The following is a 14,819-nucleotide window of genomic DNA, read 5'->3' as shown; positions in this document are numbered from 1 at the left end:
GTAATGATTTTTCGATTTTATTTATATGCATTCAGAAAATTTATTTACTAATTATTCTAAAATAGAAAACAATACACCTTTGGCAGATAAATTAAGACCAAAGAATTTGGAAGATTTTTTTGGTCAACAACCAATATTGAATGATACTTCCCTCTTAAGAAGTGCAATATTAAACGATAAAATTAGTAATTTTATTTTTTCTGGACCTCCTGGTGTTGGAAAAACTACTCTAATTGAAATTATATCTTCTAACACGCGTTCAAAATTAATTAAGTTAAATGCAGTATTATCAAGTGTTAAAGAATTAAGAAATGAAATTGCTAATGCAAAAGATAGATTAATAAATTCAAACAGAAAAACAATTTTATTTATCGATGAGGTTCATAGATTTACATCAGTTCAGCAAGATGCTCTATTACCTTCAATAGAAAATGGAACTATCACTTTTATTGGTGCTACAACTGAAAACCCTTTCTTTGCTGTTAATAAAGCGCTTGTTAGTAGGTCTCGAATTTTTACATTACTACCTTTGGCTGAAAATGATTTGCAGAAAATAATACAAAAAGTAATATCCTACTATTCAAAACAAAAAGATTCAAAAAAGGTTTATTTAACCCAGGATGCAATAAGTCATTTGACTAAATTTTCTGGAGGTGATGCAAGAATATTAATCAATGCCTTAGAGATGGCCATAGAAACAACTGCTGAAAATGATGCAAAAGAAATCAATATTAATCTCTCAATAGCAGAGGATGCAATTCAAAAGAAAAATATTGTTTACGATAAAAATGGTCAAAATCATTACGATGTAATAAGTGCTTTTATCAAGTCCATAAGAGGTTCTGATCCAGATGCAGCTTTATTCTGGCTTGCAAATATGCTGGAGGCTGGTGAAGATCCTAATTTTATTTTTAGAAGACTACTCATATCTGCCAGTGAAGATATTGGGATGGCTGATCCCAATGCAATAGTAGTTGTAAAATCCTGTTGTGATGCTTTTGATAGAGTCGGTTTTCCAGAAGGATTATATTTTTTAACGCAGGCTTCTTTATATTTGGCTATGTCTTCAAAAAGTAATAGTACGAAAAGTATTTTTAAAGCAATTGAAACAATAAAATCTACCACTGCTTTTGATGTTCCACTTCATTTAAAAAATAATTCTAATAGTTATGTTAATCCTCATAATCATCCAGGCAATTGGGTCGCCCAAGAATATCTCCCTAAATCTTTAAGAGATCTAAAAATATGGGAACCAAATAATAATGGATGGGAGAAAAGTAGATATGAAGAACTGCTTAAAAGAAAAGAAAATTAAAAATTTTTCGAACAACAAATAATCTCAGAATTTAAAGAAGTTTTTTCTTCGTAAGCTAAAGCAATAGTCCAATTATAAAAGTTAATTTGCGAATAATTTAAATGAATGTTTTTCTTCTTATGAATTAACTCTTTTGGCTTTTCAAAATACTGCCAATGGTTTATGTCTTTAGCTAATTTTCCATGATCCCATTTTATAGCCGCTTCAACAGCGCACCATTGATTTAATATCATTTTTTTTGTCAAATAATTATTATGAATAGATTGATTGGTATGAAAAAAATATTTTTCTGCAAATTTTACATGGTTAAAATCTCTATCTGTTCTTTCAATATCAATCCCTATTTTGCTTTTATGCCAGACTATAGTAATAGCATCTTTACAATGACTTAAACTTATATTTCCCATGCCTGAGGGTAAACTTGGAGGTTCTCCAGGATGAGCATTAATCGAAATTTCTAGAGGATCTAAATCAAAAAGTGTTGAAAGTGAGTGTCGTAAATAAGCTCTTGTTTCTAAAAAAATCTTTGATCTTGAACTTGATAGACTTTTTGCAGTTTTAATTTCTTCTGCCGTTGCGACATCTTGCACACCTTTAATCTCATAAAACCAAATTTTTGGTATTTTATATTCATACTCATTTAATAATTTCAATGGCTCTTAAGGTTGGCGACAAAGCACCAGAATTTAAATTAAAAGATTCTTCTGAGAAAGAAGTTTCTCTTAGTGATTTTAAAGGTAAGAGAATAATACTATATTTTTATCCAAAAGATAATACTCCAGGATGTACTAAAGAAGCCTGTAATTTTAAAGAGAATTGGGATTTACTCCAAAAAAATAATTTTGTTGTGCTTGGTATTAGTAAAGATAATTCCTCCTCTCATCAGAAGTTCATAGAAAAATTTAAATTACCTTTTATTCTTTTAACTGATCCTGAACCTTTTAAAGTTTCTTCTGATTACGATAGCTATGGACTTAAGAAGTTCATGGGAAAAGAATATATGGGAATGATGAGAAATACTTTTTTGATTGATACTGATGGTAACGTCGAAAAAATTTACTTAAAGATAAAAGCAGCAATAATGGCTGATCATATAATTGCAGATCTTGGGTTAAAGTAATTTTATTACGGACAAGTAATGAATAATCATCCCTTGCATAACTAAATTAGGAGCATTGATAATGTCTTGTTTTTGAGTCTTTATAGATTTCGTAAGGAATTCAGAGTCTCCTCCACAGATTACTAAAATATCCTGAGCGGGATTAAATAAACTATTAATTAGTCCAGTAAGAGAGTTGATTACTCCTTTTAAAATTGCTTCTTCTGTATTAATTAAAAAATCTTGGCTCGGAATATTATATTTCTTAGGAACTTTAAGATTTGTTGTATTTTGTTCCATTGATTTAAATTGTGTTAGAAAACCTGGAACAAGTTGTCCTCCAATGATTGATCCATTTGAGTTCAATTTTGTTATTGATAATATTGTTCCAAAATCTGCAATTAGTAAATCTTTTTTTAAAGGGTTTTCAATAATTTTTAAAGCTGCAATGCAGGCAAGAGCTCTATCAACTCCAAAATAATCAGGAAGATTTGATAACTGAATATCTTTAGTTTTTATTTCATTTTCTTTTTTCAGCAAAAAATTTGGTAGTTTTCCTACAGAAGCCCAAATTAATTGATCAAGATTTATATTTTCGGGAACTTTTTCCTCTTTTTTGGTATGGAAAAATTGAGATCGATTTTTAGAATATTTTGCCCAATGAAGCCTACTATTGCCTACTAATAAAAAATTTATATCTGAGACCATTGTTCTATGATCAATTTAATTATTAGTGTGTATCCCACATTCTTGTTTAATCCCTCTAAATCTTGTATCTCTACCTTTTGTTTCGATTCCATCAGGACCGCTTGAATGCCAATCGCCTACAGAAGAATATCCTTTTATAAAAAGGGGATGAGCAGGTAAATTATTCTCTTCCATGTAATAAAAAATATCTTTATTTGTCCAATTTAATAAAGGTCTTAGAGAAAGTCTTTGACGAATTACGTCTAGGAATTTCATTCTGTTTCTATTTTCCGTTTGACTTGATCTAACACCGCTTGCCCAGCAGGAAATATTATATTTTTCTAGACCATTTTCTAAAGGTTTTATCTTTCTTAACTCGTGATACTTATCTAAATCACTCTCTTTACTTGTTTCCCAAAGTTTTCCGTATTTAGCCTCCATTCTTGCTGGAGATAATTCACTTTGCAGAACTTCTACTTCTAAAGATAAATCTTCAATAAGCTTTTCAGCGTAATAGTATGTTTCTGCAGGTAGATAACCTGTATCTATCCAAAATATTTTGATTTTTTTTTGGAGATGTAATTTATTGACCATATTTAAAAGGACTGATGACTGTATACCAAAACTTGTTGTAATAGCAAATTGATTATCAAACTTTTCATAACCCCATGTAAGCATTTCTTGAGGCTTGATATTTACTAGCTCTTGATTATATTTTCTTATGTTAGTTTGAATATCTTTTTGGATGTTTTCAATCATTCTTCAATTTGGTGATGAGTTTAATGTTATTTCGCTCAATTTAAAAATTATTCTTATAGTTTAATAATACATTTACGCATAACAATATTTCTCAAATGAAATTAAGACAAAAACCAATAGTAATAGTTGGAGCAGGTTTTGCAGGCATGACATTTGCTTTAACTTTAAAGAAACTTAATCCTTCTTTACCGATTCTTGTAGTTGATTCTAAAACTAACTTTATATTTAAACCTTTAATGTACGAAGTTTTAAGTAAAGAAATAAGAAGCTGGGAAGCCACCCCAAAATTTGCAAATATTTTTTCTGATGCCAGTATAACTTTTTTAAAAAATTGTTTAACCAAGATTGACTTCAAAGAAAATATTCTTGAATTTAGTGACGATTTAAAATTAGGTTATCAGTATCTTGTTATTTGTACAGGATCTGTTCCAAATAGTTTTTCAATAAAAGGTGTAGATGAAAATTGTTATTTTTTTAATGATTTTCACGATCTAAATAAATTAAATTCTTTTTTAAAAAAATCACAAGAAACTGCCTTCAATAGAAAGTTATTTATAATTGGAGGTGGTCCTTCTGGCATCGAGTTGGCTTGCAAAATTAAAGATATATTTAAAGAACAATTTGAAATTAATTTAATAGAAAAATCAAATGAGATCCTTAATAAAAACAAAATTTTCAATAGAGAACAAGCAGAGAAGGCATTAGAAAAAAGACAAATCAATATTCTTTTGAATTCTACAGTGAAAGAAGTCTCAGAAACTAAAATTATTATTTCAAGTGAGGTTGGAATCACTTCTTTAGATAAAGATATTGTTATTTATACTGCAGGAGTTAAACCTAATTTGTCTTATTTAGAAACTGATCAAATAACAAAAAAATTTGGAAGAATTTTAGTTAATAATAATTTTCAAATAGAAAACTATAAAAACTGTTTTGCTATTGGCGATATTTCAGTTGTTGAAGGGATGGAAGATTTACCCATAACTGCGCAAGTCGCTATGCAGGAAGGAAATCATCTAGCTAATAATTTAGAACTTTCAATTCAAGGAAAAGATACTTTACCCTTTGAATTTAAAGATAATGGTGAAATGATTAGCCTAGGAATAGGGGAAGCCTCAATTTCTGGACTTGGGGTTACTTTTTCGGGGAAACTGGCTTTTGAGGCAAGAAGACTTATATATGCTTCCAAGTTGCCTGATATTACTGAAAGCTTAAAATCTGCATCTTCATGGATATTCCAAAAAAAATCTTTTTTAAAAAAGTTTCTCAAAAAAGATAATTCCAATTAAACTTTTTTGAAATATTGTTTTTGGGTATATTGAGTTAAATAAGTTTCGTATGAATTTCATTGCAGTAGTTAGTAATAATTTTGATTCGTTTATAACGGTAGTTGTTTTAATAATGTCAATAATTTTGTTTATTAAAAATACCATTGCGCCAGAATTAACCGGTTTGTTATGTGTTGGAATATTTATAGCTACAGGAGTTCTTTCTCCTGAAAAAGCTTTAGCTGGATTTGGTAGTCCATCCTTAATTACCCTTATGGGTTTATTTGCAGTTTCTTCTGCATTATTTAAAAGTGGTGCTTTAGACAGAGTAAGAGAATTGATTTCTTCAGAAAGTATTAGAACGCCAAGGAAGTTGATTTCTTTAATAGCTTTTTTAATTGCTCCAATATCTGGAATTGTACCTAATACTCCCGTAGTGGCATCTTTGTTGCCTTTAATTGAAGGTTGGTGTGAACGGAGAAATATATCTCCATCAAAAGTTTTATTGCCGCTTTCTTTTGCTACTTTACTAGGCGGAACTCTGACATTATTGGGTAGCTCAGTAAATCTTCTCGTAAGTGAAATTAGTCAACAGTTAGGTTATGGGGCTTTGGAATTATTTAGCTTGACCTCAATCGGAATTCCTGTATGGCTTATAGGTACAACCTATATGATTCTAGTTTCTGATCTGCTTTTGCCAGATAGAGGGAGAGATAAGGAATTTATTAAAAATGGTGATATGAATATATATTTTACTGAAGTTACTATTCCTCCTAATTCAGAATTGGTTGGACAATCTGTCAGAAATAGTAGATTGCAAAGGCGATTTGACGTTGATGTTCTGGAATTGCAACGAAATGGAAAAGTTATTCTTCCTCCTTTGGCTGATAGAAAGATTGAACCAGATGATAGATTGATAATCCGTGTTACAAGGGCAGACTTATTTAGGCTGCAGCAGGAACATACAATTCTCTTAGGCGAAAACAAAACATCCTTCGATGGAACTAATGTTTTCTCAGATGATGAAGGTACTAAGACATTTGAAGCCTTGTTACCAGCTGGCTCAACTCTAGCTGGTGCAAGTTTAAGAGAATTAAGATTTAGGCAGCGCCATAATGCAACAGTTCTGGCACTTAGAAGAGGTCAACAAACTGTTCAGGAGAGATTAGGCCAAGCCGTTCTTAGGGCTGGAGATGTTTTATTATTGCAAGCTCCATTAGATTCAATAAGAGGTTTGCAAGCTAGTAATGATTTGCTTATTTTAGATCAATTCGAAGATGATTTACCTTTCTTGATAAAAAAACCTATATCGATTGGAATTGCAATAGGAATGGTGGTTTTGCCTTCGGTTTCTAATATTCCATTGGTAGGTTCAGTTCTTTTGGCAGTAATTGCTATGGTTGCTTGTGGATGTTTAAGACCTGCAGAGATACAAAAATCAATTAGGTTAGACGTCATTTTATTGTTGGGATCTTTATCATGCTTTAGTGTAGCTATGCAGGTAACAGGATTAGCAGATTTAATTGCAGTCAATCTAAACTTTGCCCTTAATGGAATGCCTCTTTATTTTGCACTGGTTGTAATTTTTGTATCTACAGTTATTCTTACACAATTTATAAGTAATGCTGCTTCAGTTGCTTTGATTTTGCCTGTTGCTATTGAATTCTCAAATGTTTTAGAAATTTCGCCAAGCGCTTTAATAATGCTTGTTTTATTCGGTGCAAGTCAATCTTTCTTGACTCCAATGGGTTATCAAACCAACTTAATGGTTTATGGTCCTGGAAGATATAGATTTTTTGATATCGCAAAATACGGAGCTGGATTAACACTTATAATGTCATTTACTGTGCCAGCATTGATAATTTTAAATTACGGGTAATATCGTGAAATTCAAAAGTAAGGTTTATAAGTTAAAAGATGCTTACAAAAAGCTATCTGTACCTCAATTTACTATTGTTACGGGCTTTTTTATTATTTGCCTTGGAACTTTAATTTTGAGTTCTCCATTATGTTCATCTTCAAAGGTTGGTTTGTGGGAAGCATTTTTTACATCAACTTCTGCTATAACCGTGACCGGTTTAACCATAATAGATATTGGCGTTGATTTAAATTTCTTTGGCCAAGTTTTCTTGGCTTTAATGCTTTTATCAGGCGGCTTAGGATTAATGGCTATTACAACTTTTTTACAAGGATTTGTTGTAAAGGGGACAAAGCTAAGAACTAGATTGGATAAAGGAAAGACTTTAGATGAATTTGGAGTTGGAGGAATTGGTCGAACCTTTCAAAGCATTGCTATTACGGCGATTAGTATCATATCATTGGGCGCAATTGTTTTGTATTCATTTGGATTTGTAGACATTCAAAATAATTGGGAAAGACTATGGTCTTCGATTTTTCATAGCATATCTGCATATAACAATGCAGGATTTTCTTTAATGTCAAATAGTCTTCAAGACTATAGAACAAATTATTTAGTGAATAGTGTTTTTGTTTTTCTCATTGTTATGGGTGGATTGGGCTGGAGGGTTATTGATGATATTTGGAGTAATAAACAAAATCTTTCTTATAAAAAATTAAGTCTTCATTCCAGACTAGTTATTAGGACAAGTTTGTCTCTAATATTGTTCGGATCATTAGGATTCTTTATCACTGAATCATTGCTTAATAGTCAATTTTTTAATGATTTGACTTTGTTTGAACGGTTATTATCATCAATCTTTGAAACAGTAAGTGCAAGAACTGCAGGCTTTACAAATTATCCAATCTCTTTGAATTCAATATCAGATACTGGTCTATTGTTATTAATGACTTTGATGTTTATCGGAGCAAGTACCGGAGGTACTGGTGGAGGCATAAAAACAACTACATTTATTGCTTTAATGGCTGCAACTAGATCAACTTTAAGAGGTCAGAAAGATGTAATAATAAGCAATAGATTAATTTCAGATAAAGTTATTTTAAAGGCAGTTGGAATCACAGTAGGATCCTTGCTTTTCGTTCTTTTAATGGCAATGCTGTTAAGTACAACTAATACATTTATTAAAAAAGAATCTTTCACATTCTTAGAAATTTTGTTCACTTGTATATCTGCATTTGCAACTGTTGGTTTTGATATTGGTTTAACTGCAAAATTAAATCATTTTGGCCAATTTATTCTTATTGTTGGTATGTTTGTGGGCAGACTTGGTATTCTTTTGCTATTAAGTGCACTTTGGCAGGCTCTTTACAAGAGTAGAATAGATAGACAAAAGAGAATTGGCTATCCTAAGGCTGATCTTTATGTTTAGGTTTGATTGAGTTTTATTATGGCTGATTGGTGGCAGTGGTCTCAAAAAAGGGAAAAAGAACTCCTCACTTTTGCAGTTGTTGGCGTTGGCAGATTTGGAACTGCCGTTTGTAGAGAACTGATAAGTAATGGTGCAGACGTTTTGGCTGCAGATTATTCCGAAAAAGCTATTGATGATTTGAGACAATTGGAACCTTCCATAGAAGCTAGAGTTGTAGATTGTACTGATGAAGAGTCAATGAAAGAATCTGGAATTCTTGAAATGAGTACTGTCGTGGTAGGTATAAGTGAACCTATTGAAGCGAGTATAACTACAACACTTATTGCCAAGGATAGTGAAGGTAGCAAAGTAAAAAGAGTAATAGCAAGAGCGACAAGTGACTTGCATGAAAAAATGTTAAAAAGAGTAGGTGCTGACAAAGTTGTCTTTCCTTCCAGAATGCAAGGAGAAAGATTAGGTTTAGAACTAGTAAGACCAAATTTAATTGAAAGATTGGAACTAGATAACCAAACTGGTATAGATGAAATTAAAGTTCCAGAGGAATTTATTGGCAGATCTTTGAGAGATTTAAATTTGAGGAAAAATTATTTAGTAAATGTTCTTGCAGCTGGCCCTGCGGAAGAGTTAACAGTTAATCCTCCTGCAAAATATATATTGGAAAGAGGAAACATTTTAGTAGTTATGGGAAAAACTGCAGATTTACAGAAATTGCCCCAGAATTAACTATTTTTAATCAGACTTTTTAAGATATCTAATTCTTTGCGGAGCTCCTTTTAATCTTTTGATGCTTTGCTTTTCAAGTTCGTCTCTAAATTTATCGGTATTTAAATTATTTTCTGAGAAAATTGGTTTATCCTCTTTCTCAAAGTATTTTTTTATACCCTCCTGTATTAAAACTTTTGCCATATTGCTAACTGTCCTTGATTCATTATTGGCTAAAACAGTTAATTGTTGACAAATTAATTCTGGAAGAACTACTTGGATTCTGGGGGATTTAGGCTTCCCATTAGTTGATTTTTGACGGGTAGCCATGAGTCAAAGTTGATAACTGTTACTTATAAGTATACACAGTTAGTCAAGGATACTATCTTTGTGTATATTATTAGTATGGAAATTTATGTCCGTATCAATTAATTGTTTTTATTACCCCATGAAAAATTCAAGAAAACTTGATTCTCCAAAAAGGTCGATAATTGATAAAAAGAAAAAAAGATTAGTTAATGCTGACGTTCACGATAATGAAAATAGTGATGTTTTGGTATCAGCTGTAATTAGTCCATATTTGTTAACTCATCTTCACCATATTCTTCAGCAGTCTGAATATTATGCTCAGAAAGATGGTAGAAAATCTCACGCAGCCAACTTTGCGAAATTAAGAAAAGTTCTATGTTTAGACGCAAGAAGTATGGCAGATGCCTCTGCAAAAGAAATAAAAGATGAGGATAATGATTTATCTATTAATAAATATAATGAACAAATTGTAGCTTGAAGTAATAATCTATTAATAAATAGATTTTTAAAAATGTCCTGTAACGCTGAAAAGCTCTATAAGTTAATAGCCAACGATTCCAAAAAAAAACAAAGTTTGTTTATGACAGCTTTAACTAATCCCCAAAAAGCTTTAGATAAAATATGCGATATTGGCAATGAGTTAAATATTTCTGTGACTAAAGAAGAGGTTATTGAATATTTGAGTACTATTGATGATGAGGCAACTAAAATGTGGTTAATTAAGGCTCGAGGAGGTCTTTAGGGAAAGGTTTCGAATGATTTTGATTTGGATTAGTCATAGGATTTATTCTTTTGTTGTAGCCACCTCCACCAGCTAGAGTCCAAAAAAACCAATAACTTGGAATTGCAAGAGCTGCAGCTATGAAAATCACTACAATTTGTTCTATTCTTTTCATGATTTGATTTTATTCCACAAAATATTCTTTAGTAAATAAGCCACAGATTTTGTAAATTCTATTTTTAAAACAGTGATTAGATTTGAAGGTGTAAGCAAAATTTATTCTACGGATGTTGTTTTAAAAAATATTAATTGGGAGATAAAGAAAGGAGAAAAAGTAGGCTTAGTTGGTTCTAATGGTGCAGGTAAATCAACCCAATTTAAGATTTTAATTGGAGAGGTAGAGCAAACAAGTGGAACGATCATCAAAGAGGGAAATCCTAAAATTGCACATTTAAAACAGGAGTTTGATTGTAATTTGAATTTTTCAGTGAGACAGGAATTAGAAAGTTCTTTTAAAGATATACAAATTATTGCTAATAAACTTTTAGAAATTGAGAATAAAATGAAATCATTGGATATAAAAATACATCCCGATGAACTTGAAATATTTGTAAATCAGCTCGCAAAATATCAAGCAAAATTTGAAGCTTTAGGTGGTTATAAAATGCAATCTGATGTAGAAAAAATATTACCAAAATTAGGCTTTTCTTTAGAAGATGCTGATCAATTAGTTGGTAATTTTTCAGGGGGTTGGCAGATGAAAGTTGCACTTGGAAAAATAATCTTGCAAAAACCTGATTTACTATTACTGGATGAACCAACCAATCATTTAGATTTAGAGACGATTTTTTGGTTGGAAGAATATCTATCTTCCCTTAAGATTGCAGTCGTTATAATTAGCCATGATAGATATTTTTTAGACAAATTATGTAAAAAAATTATCTTTGTAGATAGAGGAATATCTGAAATATATAACGGGAACTATTCTTTTTTTGTCGAACAGAAATCTTTAAATGAAGAATCACAAAATAAGGCATATCAATTACAACAAAAAGAAATTGAGTTACAGAAGAGGTATATAGATAGATTTAGAGCTAGTGCAACTAGAAGTTCTCAAGCAAAGAGTAGAGAAAAGCAATTAAAAAAGATTTCTAAAATTGAGGCTCCCATAGCAAAATCAAAAAGTCCTGTTTTTAATTTTCCAGAGTGCCCGCGCTCAGGAAAATTAGTTTTAAATATTAAAAATTTGTCTCACAGTTTTGAAGATAAAATTCTTTTTTTAGATGTTAATTTAAAGGTTTCTGCGGGGGAGAAAATAGCAATTTTGGGGCCTAATGGCTGCGGTAAGTCTACATTGCTTAAAATTATTATGAAAAAAATATCTCCTGAAATTGGAGAAATTAATCTTGGTAAACATAATATAATTACTAGCTATTATGAACAGAATCAGGCTGAAGCACTTTCACTTGAGAGAAGAGTGATTGATTTAATATGTGATCAGTCTCCAGAATGGTCCCAAAAAAAAGTAAGAACATTTTTAGGAGGTTTTGGTTTTCAAAATGAAACTGTTTTTAAATATATTAAACAACTCAGTGGTGGAGAAAAGGCAAGATTAGCATTGGCTCTTATGATTATGAATCCAAGTAATTTTCTACTATTAGATGAACCTACTAATCATTTGGATCTGCAATCTAAAGAAAATTTAGAATTAGCAATTAAAAATTATCAAGGTTCATTATTACTTATTTCTCATGATCGATATTTTATTTCAAAGGTTGCAAATAAAATTGTTGAAATTAAAGATTCGAAGTTATTTTCATACAGTGGTAATTACGAATATTTTTTAGAAAAAACTCAAAGCCATAATAAAATTTGATTACTTTTAATAAAGTTTGCATCTGGCTAAGTAAGATCACTCATTTATCTTTACATAGTTTACGGTCCTTGATTAATCTTAAAAATACAAAAATAAGTTTTTGTGATTGATATGAAAAATTACGATTTCCAAGAAAAACAGTTTCAAATTTCTGATCCTATTGAAAGTTATTTTGAATGCATTACAACCTGTAATATTCAGGATGGTAAATGTATTGCTAGGTGTGTGGAAATACTTAAAGAAAATGACAATAAAATCTTTTAGTTATTTTGTATATTACTTATATCAGTTGGTATTACTTTTAATTTAATTAATTTATTTCTACGCTTTAGTAATATATTGATTTGTTTATTAATACCATTTTTACTTATTTGGTCTATAACGTCAGATGCGGTTTCAATATCTTTATTGCCTACTTTTATTAAAATATCATCTATCTCGATTCCACTTTTTTGAGCTGGACTGTTAGGTACTATATATCCAACTTTTACAACATTGTCTTTTCTCTCAGAATTACTTTCTTCTATTAGGCTAATCCCAATCATAGGATGTATTACTTTTCCATTTTTTAAAAGTTGATAGGCAATTTCCTTAGCTTTATTAATTGGGATTGCGAAACTCAAACCAGCACCTGGACCTGATCTGATCAAGGTATTAATACCAATTACTTCTCCATCGCTATTCAATAGTGGACCTCCAGAATTACCAGGATTAATAGCAGCGTCTGTTTGTATCAGTTCAAGTTTTTTATCATATATTCCTAATTGAGTGACGTTTCTATTTAGATTACTAATAATTCCAAGTGTAACTGTGTTTTCCAGTCCGAATGGATTTCCTACTGCTATAGCCCAATCACCAACTTTAATCTTTGCTGAATCGCCCAATTTTGCTTTTGGCCAAGGTCCTTTTCCTTCAATTTTTAGTACAGCTAAATCAGTAAAAAAGTCTTGCCCTATAAGTTTAGCGTTAAATTTTTTGCCATTTGTTAAACCAACAATTACCTTATCTGATCGATTAACAACATGAGCATTTGTCATTATAAGTCCATCTGCAAATATAAATCCGCTCCCTTGGCTTTGCTCTATCCTTTGTTGATTGTTATTAGGTAAATCTAATCCAAAAAATCTTTCAAAATATGGGTCCAGAAATAGTTGAGAATTTCTTGGAAATTTTCTTGTCTTAACATATCTTTGAGTATCAATTGTCACTACAGCAGCACCAGTTCGTTCTACAGCTTCAGTTATGAAAGATTTTTTTGAAAATATATTAACCTCATTAATTTTTGATTTGCTTAATGGTTGGGATATTACTTTTGCAGGAAGTTTAATGCCTACCGTAATGAATAAGGCGATTAGTAATAATTTTTGGATGTATGTTGTCAATTTTTAATTTCTAATGTACTTCGAAAGATTAATGCTCTAAATTAATGTAATTTAAATATAACTACTAAATAAATTAATTTAATCAAGAGAATGATTTATTAATTTAAAATAGCAAAATTTCTTTTTTTCGGGCTATGATATTAGACATATAATAAATTAATTTATAAGTTTGATGACTATTCTATTTCCAATCATATATTCCGCTGCATTAACTTATTTAGTCTGGAAAGCTTTTAAAGTAATGTCTAATGGTTGGGGTATATCTGATACTAAAAATAAAAGATTCAGTAATTCCAGGTTTAAACAAAATAAGTACACAATACATCCAGAACTTTTAGATAAATCAGGAAACATAACAGAAGAGGAATTATTAACAGTAAGATTTTCTAATGACAATGACACTACATTAGAAGAAAAAGGCTCAACAACTGACTAATCAAATTATACTTAGGAAAAAAATTGGAATTAAAAACAAAAATTGTCTTGGGGGTAATACGATCTCTTAAGTTGCCACCAAGGTTTCGTTTGAAAATTGTTAAAGAAGATCCAGTTAGACTTGAACTAAGTCTTACCCCCTCTTATGGTAAAGAACCAGTTATTGTTGGTTTAGTTGAATCTTTAGACTTAGTCGCTCGAAGAGATAGAGAGGGTAGATTACCCAGAGATCTTCAAGGGACTTGGGACTGGACTGTAAGACATGGAAAAGTTAGTACTGGTGGTTGGAATCCTATGTTAAAAGAGGCATTGCAAACAATGTTTGATACAGGATTACCAGCTATTGTGTATGAGGAATTAACTGGAGATGCGTATCGACCTGTTGATGGCGTAAGACATATTAAATAAATAATTTATTATTTATCATAAATTCTTCCTTAAAACGTTAAAATGACTTGATAGACGATTTAGTTAATTATGAATAATGACAATCAAACGAGATTTGGCTTCGTAAATTTTGCAGAAACCTGGAATGGCCGTATGGCAATGATGGGTATTTTAATTGGGCTTGGTACTGAATTAATTACTGGACAAAGTATTCTTAGACAAATTGGAATAGGTTAGTATTTTACTGCACTTCTTCTGCCTTCACTTCAATGATACTTTCACTAGGCTTTCTATTAAATTGATCGTTATTACTAATATTTTCTAGATTAGCCCCACAATTCATGCAAGTTTTACTTAAGCCTAGGGATATTGCACCACAAGCTTCACATGTATTGACTTTTGATTTGTAAGAGTAAAAACTTATAAACGCTAAAATTACTAATAGTAGAGGAATTAAAAATAATAGGAGTAGGATATTACTGAGAAAGCTTATGAAAAAGTTTATCCCGAAAATAGAAATTGCTACAAGTGCAATTAATGAATAAGTAAATAAATTCAAATTAGCTTTAAGAAAGTAATTCATAGTATTTAT

Annotated in this window: 20 protein-coding genes; 13 read left to right on the top strand and 7 right to left on the bottom strand. The window is 30.8% G+C overall.

From position 1 onward, the window contains the following. The first annotated feature begins 25 nt into the window (after nucleotides 1-25). A complete protein-coding gene (locus EU95_RS00400) occupies nucleotides 26-1,315 on the top strand; it encodes a replication-associated recombination protein A (protein WP_032522998.1) in 1,290 nt (429 codons plus the stop codon). Here EU95_RS00400 and EU95_RS00405 read toward each other — a convergent pair. Continuing rightward, the gene (locus tag EU95_RS00405) at nucleotides 1,312-1,968 is read right to left on the bottom strand and encodes a 4'-phosphopantetheinyl transferase family protein (RefSeq protein WP_032522997.1); all 657 of its coding nucleotides are present in this window, start codon (nucleotides 1,966-1,968) and stop codon (nucleotides 1,312-1,314) included. The two genes, EU95_RS00400 and EU95_RS00405, sit on opposite strands and share 4 nt — an antisense overlap. Here EU95_RS00405 and bcp point away from each other — a divergent pair. Next, nucleotides 1,968-2,435: a thioredoxin-dependent thiol peroxidase gene (gene bcp, locus EU95_RS00410; RefSeq protein WP_032523081.1), complete on the top strand. Its 468-nt coding sequence runs from the start codon at nucleotides 1,968-1,970 to the stop codon at nucleotides 2,433-2,435. The two genes, EU95_RS00405 and bcp, sit on opposite strands and share 1 nt — an antisense overlap. On the opposite strand, the gene EU95_RS00415 is transcribed toward bcp, so the two are convergent. Beyond that, nucleotides 2,427-3,122: a type III pantothenate kinase gene (locus tag EU95_RS00415; protein WP_032522996.1), complete on the bottom strand. Its 696-nt coding sequence runs from the start codon at nucleotides 3,120-3,122 to the stop codon at nucleotides 2,427-2,429. The genes bcp and EU95_RS00415 overlap by 9 nt on opposite strands. Nucleotides 3,123-3,137: 15 nt before the next feature. Further along, on the bottom strand, nucleotides 3,138-3,860 hold the full coding sequence (locus EU95_RS00420) for a phosphoadenylyl-sulfate reductase (RefSeq protein WP_032522995.1): 723 nt from the start codon (nucleotides 3,858-3,860) through the stop codon (nucleotides 3,138-3,140). Nucleotides 3,861-3,955: 95 nt separating this feature from the next. Here EU95_RS00420 and EU95_RS00425 point away from each other — a divergent pair, with 95 nt between their 5' ends. The 4 genes from EU95_RS00425 to EU95_RS00440 are packed head-to-tail and all read left to right on the top strand — an operon-like array spanning nucleotide 3,956 to nucleotide 9,138. Continuing rightward, nucleotides 3,956-5,149 carry an NAD(P)/FAD-dependent oxidoreductase gene (locus EU95_RS00425; protein ID WP_032522994.1) on the top strand — a complete coding sequence of 398 codons (1,194 nt, stop codon included), beginning with the start codon at nucleotides 3,956-3,958 and terminating at the stop codon, nucleotides 5,147-5,149. A 49-nt stretch (nucleotides 5,150-5,198) separates the two neighbouring features. After that, on the top strand, nucleotides 5,199-7,007 hold the full coding sequence (locus EU95_RS00430; protein ID WP_032522993.1) for an SLC13 family permease: 1,809 nt from the start codon (nucleotides 5,199-5,201) through the stop codon (nucleotides 7,005-7,007). Nucleotides 7,008-7,011: 4 nt separating this feature from the next. Continuing rightward, on the top strand, nucleotides 7,012-8,415 hold the full coding sequence (locus EU95_RS00435) for a potassium transporter TrkG (RefSeq protein ID WP_032522992.1): 1,404 nt from the start codon (nucleotides 7,012-7,014) through the stop codon (nucleotides 8,413-8,415). 18 nt (nucleotides 8,416-8,433) lie between these two features. Further along, nucleotides 8,434-9,138: a potassium channel family protein gene (locus EU95_RS00440; protein WP_032522991.1), complete on the top strand. Its 705-nt coding sequence runs from the start codon at nucleotides 8,434-8,436 to the stop codon at nucleotides 9,136-9,138. A gap of 6 nt (nucleotides 9,139-9,144) precedes the next feature. On the opposite strand, the gene EU95_RS00445 is transcribed toward EU95_RS00440, so the two are convergent. Next, complete coding sequence (locus EU95_RS00445; RefSeq protein WP_032522990.1) at nucleotides 9,145-9,447, bottom strand: ribbon-helix-helix domain-containing protein; 303 nt, start codon at nucleotides 9,445-9,447, stop codon at nucleotides 9,145-9,147. A 118-nt stretch (nucleotides 9,448-9,565) separates the two neighbouring features. Between EU95_RS00445 and EU95_RS00450 the strand changes: the two genes are divergently transcribed. Both EU95_RS00450 and EU95_RS0109225 read left to right on the top strand, forming a co-directional pair. Next, entirely contained in the window at nucleotides 9,566-9,904 is a 339-nt protein-coding gene (locus tag EU95_RS00450) for a hypothetical protein (protein ID WP_032522989.1), read from the top strand. A 33-nt stretch (nucleotides 9,905-9,937) separates the two neighbouring features. After that, nucleotides 9,938-10,168, top strand: coding sequence for a hypothetical protein (locus tag EU95_RS0109225; RefSeq protein ID WP_032522988.1), 231 nt, complete (start codon nucleotides 9,938-9,940; stop codon nucleotides 10,166-10,168). Here EU95_RS0109225 and EU95_RS10025 read toward each other — a convergent pair. After that, entirely contained in the window at nucleotides 10,146-10,322 is a 177-nt protein-coding gene (locus EU95_RS10025) for a hypothetical protein (RefSeq protein ID WP_193742505.1), read from the bottom strand. The genes EU95_RS0109225 and EU95_RS10025 overlap by 23 nt on opposite strands. 72 nt (nucleotides 10,323-10,394) lie before the next feature. On the opposite strand from EU95_RS10025, the gene EU95_RS00455 reads away from it, so the two are divergent. Both EU95_RS00455 and EU95_RS10020 read left to right on the top strand, forming a co-directional pair. After that, on the top strand, nucleotides 10,395-12,023 hold the full coding sequence (locus EU95_RS00455; protein WP_032522987.1) for an ABC-F family ATP-binding cassette domain-containing protein: 1,629 nt from the start codon (nucleotides 10,395-10,397) through the stop codon (nucleotides 12,021-12,023). Nucleotides 12,024-12,134: 111 nt separating this feature from the next. Further along, nucleotides 12,135-12,287 (top strand): hypothetical protein, encoded by a 153-nt coding sequence (locus tag EU95_RS10020; protein ID WP_193742504.1) that lies wholly within the window; start codon nucleotides 12,135-12,137, stop codon nucleotides 12,285-12,287. On the opposite strand, the gene EU95_RS00460 is transcribed toward EU95_RS10020, so the two are convergent. Next, nucleotides 12,284-13,405 carry a trypsin-like peptidase domain-containing protein gene (locus EU95_RS00460; protein ID WP_032522986.1) on the bottom strand — a complete coding sequence of 374 codons (1,122 nt, stop codon included), beginning with the start codon at nucleotides 13,403-13,405 and terminating at the stop codon, nucleotides 12,284-12,286. The two genes, EU95_RS10020 and EU95_RS00460, sit on opposite strands and share 4 nt — an antisense overlap. Before the next feature lie 172 nt (nucleotides 13,406-13,577). Between EU95_RS00460 and EU95_RS0109220 the strand changes: the two genes are divergently transcribed. The 3 genes from EU95_RS0109220 (at nucleotide 13,578) to EU95_RS00470 (ending at nucleotide 14,464) form a co-directional block, all read left to right on the top strand. After that, the gene (locus EU95_RS0109220; RefSeq protein WP_032522985.1) at nucleotides 13,578-13,841 is read left to right on the top strand and encodes a DUF2973 domain-containing protein; all 264 of its coding nucleotides are present in this window, start codon (nucleotides 13,578-13,580) and stop codon (nucleotides 13,839-13,841) included. A gap of 23 nt (nucleotides 13,842-13,864) precedes the next feature. Further along, on the top strand, nucleotides 13,865-14,248 hold the full coding sequence (locus EU95_RS00465; RefSeq protein WP_032522984.1) for a hypothetical protein: 384 nt from the start codon (nucleotides 13,865-13,867) through the stop codon (nucleotides 14,246-14,248). Nucleotides 14,249-14,317: 69 nt separating this feature from the next. Further along, nucleotides 14,318-14,464: a high light inducible protein gene (locus EU95_RS00470; protein WP_032522983.1), complete on the top strand. Its 147-nt coding sequence runs from the start codon at nucleotides 14,318-14,320 to the stop codon at nucleotides 14,462-14,464. A gap of 4 nt (nucleotides 14,465-14,468) precedes the next feature. On the opposite strand, the gene EU95_RS0109215 is transcribed toward EU95_RS00470, so the two are convergent. Then, entirely contained in the window at nucleotides 14,469-14,810 is a 342-nt protein-coding gene (locus EU95_RS0109215; protein WP_032522982.1) for a hypothetical protein, read from the bottom strand. Nucleotides 14,811-14,819 lie beyond the last annotated feature (9 nt).

The sequence above is a fragment of the Prochlorococcus marinus str. MIT 9201 genome (assembly GCF_000759955.1).
Classification (GTDB): domain Bacteria; phylum Cyanobacteriota; class Cyanobacteriia; order PCC-6307; family Cyanobiaceae; genus Prochlorococcus_A; species Prochlorococcus_A marinus_G.
Note: the sequence above shows the minus strand (reverse complement) of the source record. Positions and strands in the feature narration are given on the sequence as shown.

Bases quoted from the DNA above. Each gene is read 5' to 3' on its own strand.
- EU95_RS00400 (WP_032522998.1), top strand. From the start codon at position 26: ATGCATTCAGAAAATTTATTTACTAATTATTCTAAAATAGAAAACAAT.
- bcp (WP_032523081.1), top strand. From the start codon at position 1,968: ATGGCTCTTAAGGTTGGCGACAAAGCACCAGAATTTAAATTAAAAGAT.
- EU95_RS00415 (WP_032522996.1), bottom strand. From the start codon at position 3,122: ATGGTCTCAGATATAAATTTTTTATTAGTAGGCAATAGTAGGCTTCAT.
- EU95_RS00420 (WP_032522995.1), bottom strand. From the start codon at position 3,860: ATGATTGAAAACATCCAAAAAGATATTCAAACTAACATAAGAAAATAT.
- EU95_RS00425 (WP_032522994.1), top strand. From the start codon at position 3,956: ATGAAATTAAGACAAAAACCAATAGTAATAGTTGGAGCAGGTTTTGCA.
- EU95_RS00430 (WP_032522993.1), top strand. From the start codon at position 5,199: ATGAATTTCATTGCAGTAGTTAGTAATAATTTTGATTCGTTTATAACG.
- EU95_RS00440 (WP_032522991.1), top strand. From the start codon at position 8,434: ATGGCTGATTGGTGGCAGTGGTCTCAAAAAAGGGAAAAAGAACTCCTC.
- EU95_RS00445 (WP_032522990.1), bottom strand. From the start codon at position 9,447: ATGGCTACCCGTCAAAAATCAACTAATGGGAAGCCTAAATCCCCCAGA.
- EU95_RS00450 (WP_032522989.1), top strand. From the start codon at position 9,566: ATGAAAAATTCAAGAAAACTTGATTCTCCAAAAAGGTCGATAATTGAT.
- EU95_RS0109225 (WP_032522988.1), top strand. From the start codon at position 9,938: ATGTCCTGTAACGCTGAAAAGCTCTATAAGTTAATAGCCAACGATTCC.
- EU95_RS10025 (WP_193742505.1), bottom strand. From the start codon at position 10,322: ATGAAAAGAATAGAACAAATTGTAGTGATTTTCATAGCTGCAGCTCTT.
- EU95_RS10020 (WP_193742504.1), top strand. From the start codon at position 12,135: ATGAAAAATTACGATTTCCAAGAAAAACAGTTTCAAATTTCTGATCCT.
- EU95_RS0109220 (WP_032522985.1), top strand. From the start codon at position 13,578: ATGACTATTCTATTTCCAATCATATATTCCGCTGCATTAACTTATTTA.
- EU95_RS00470 (WP_032522983.1), top strand. From the start codon at position 14,318: ATGAATAATGACAATCAAACGAGATTTGGCTTCGTAAATTTTGCAGAA.
- EU95_RS0109215 (WP_032522982.1), bottom strand. From the start codon at position 14,810: ATGAATTACTTTCTTAAAGCTAATTTGAATTTATTTACTTATTCATTA.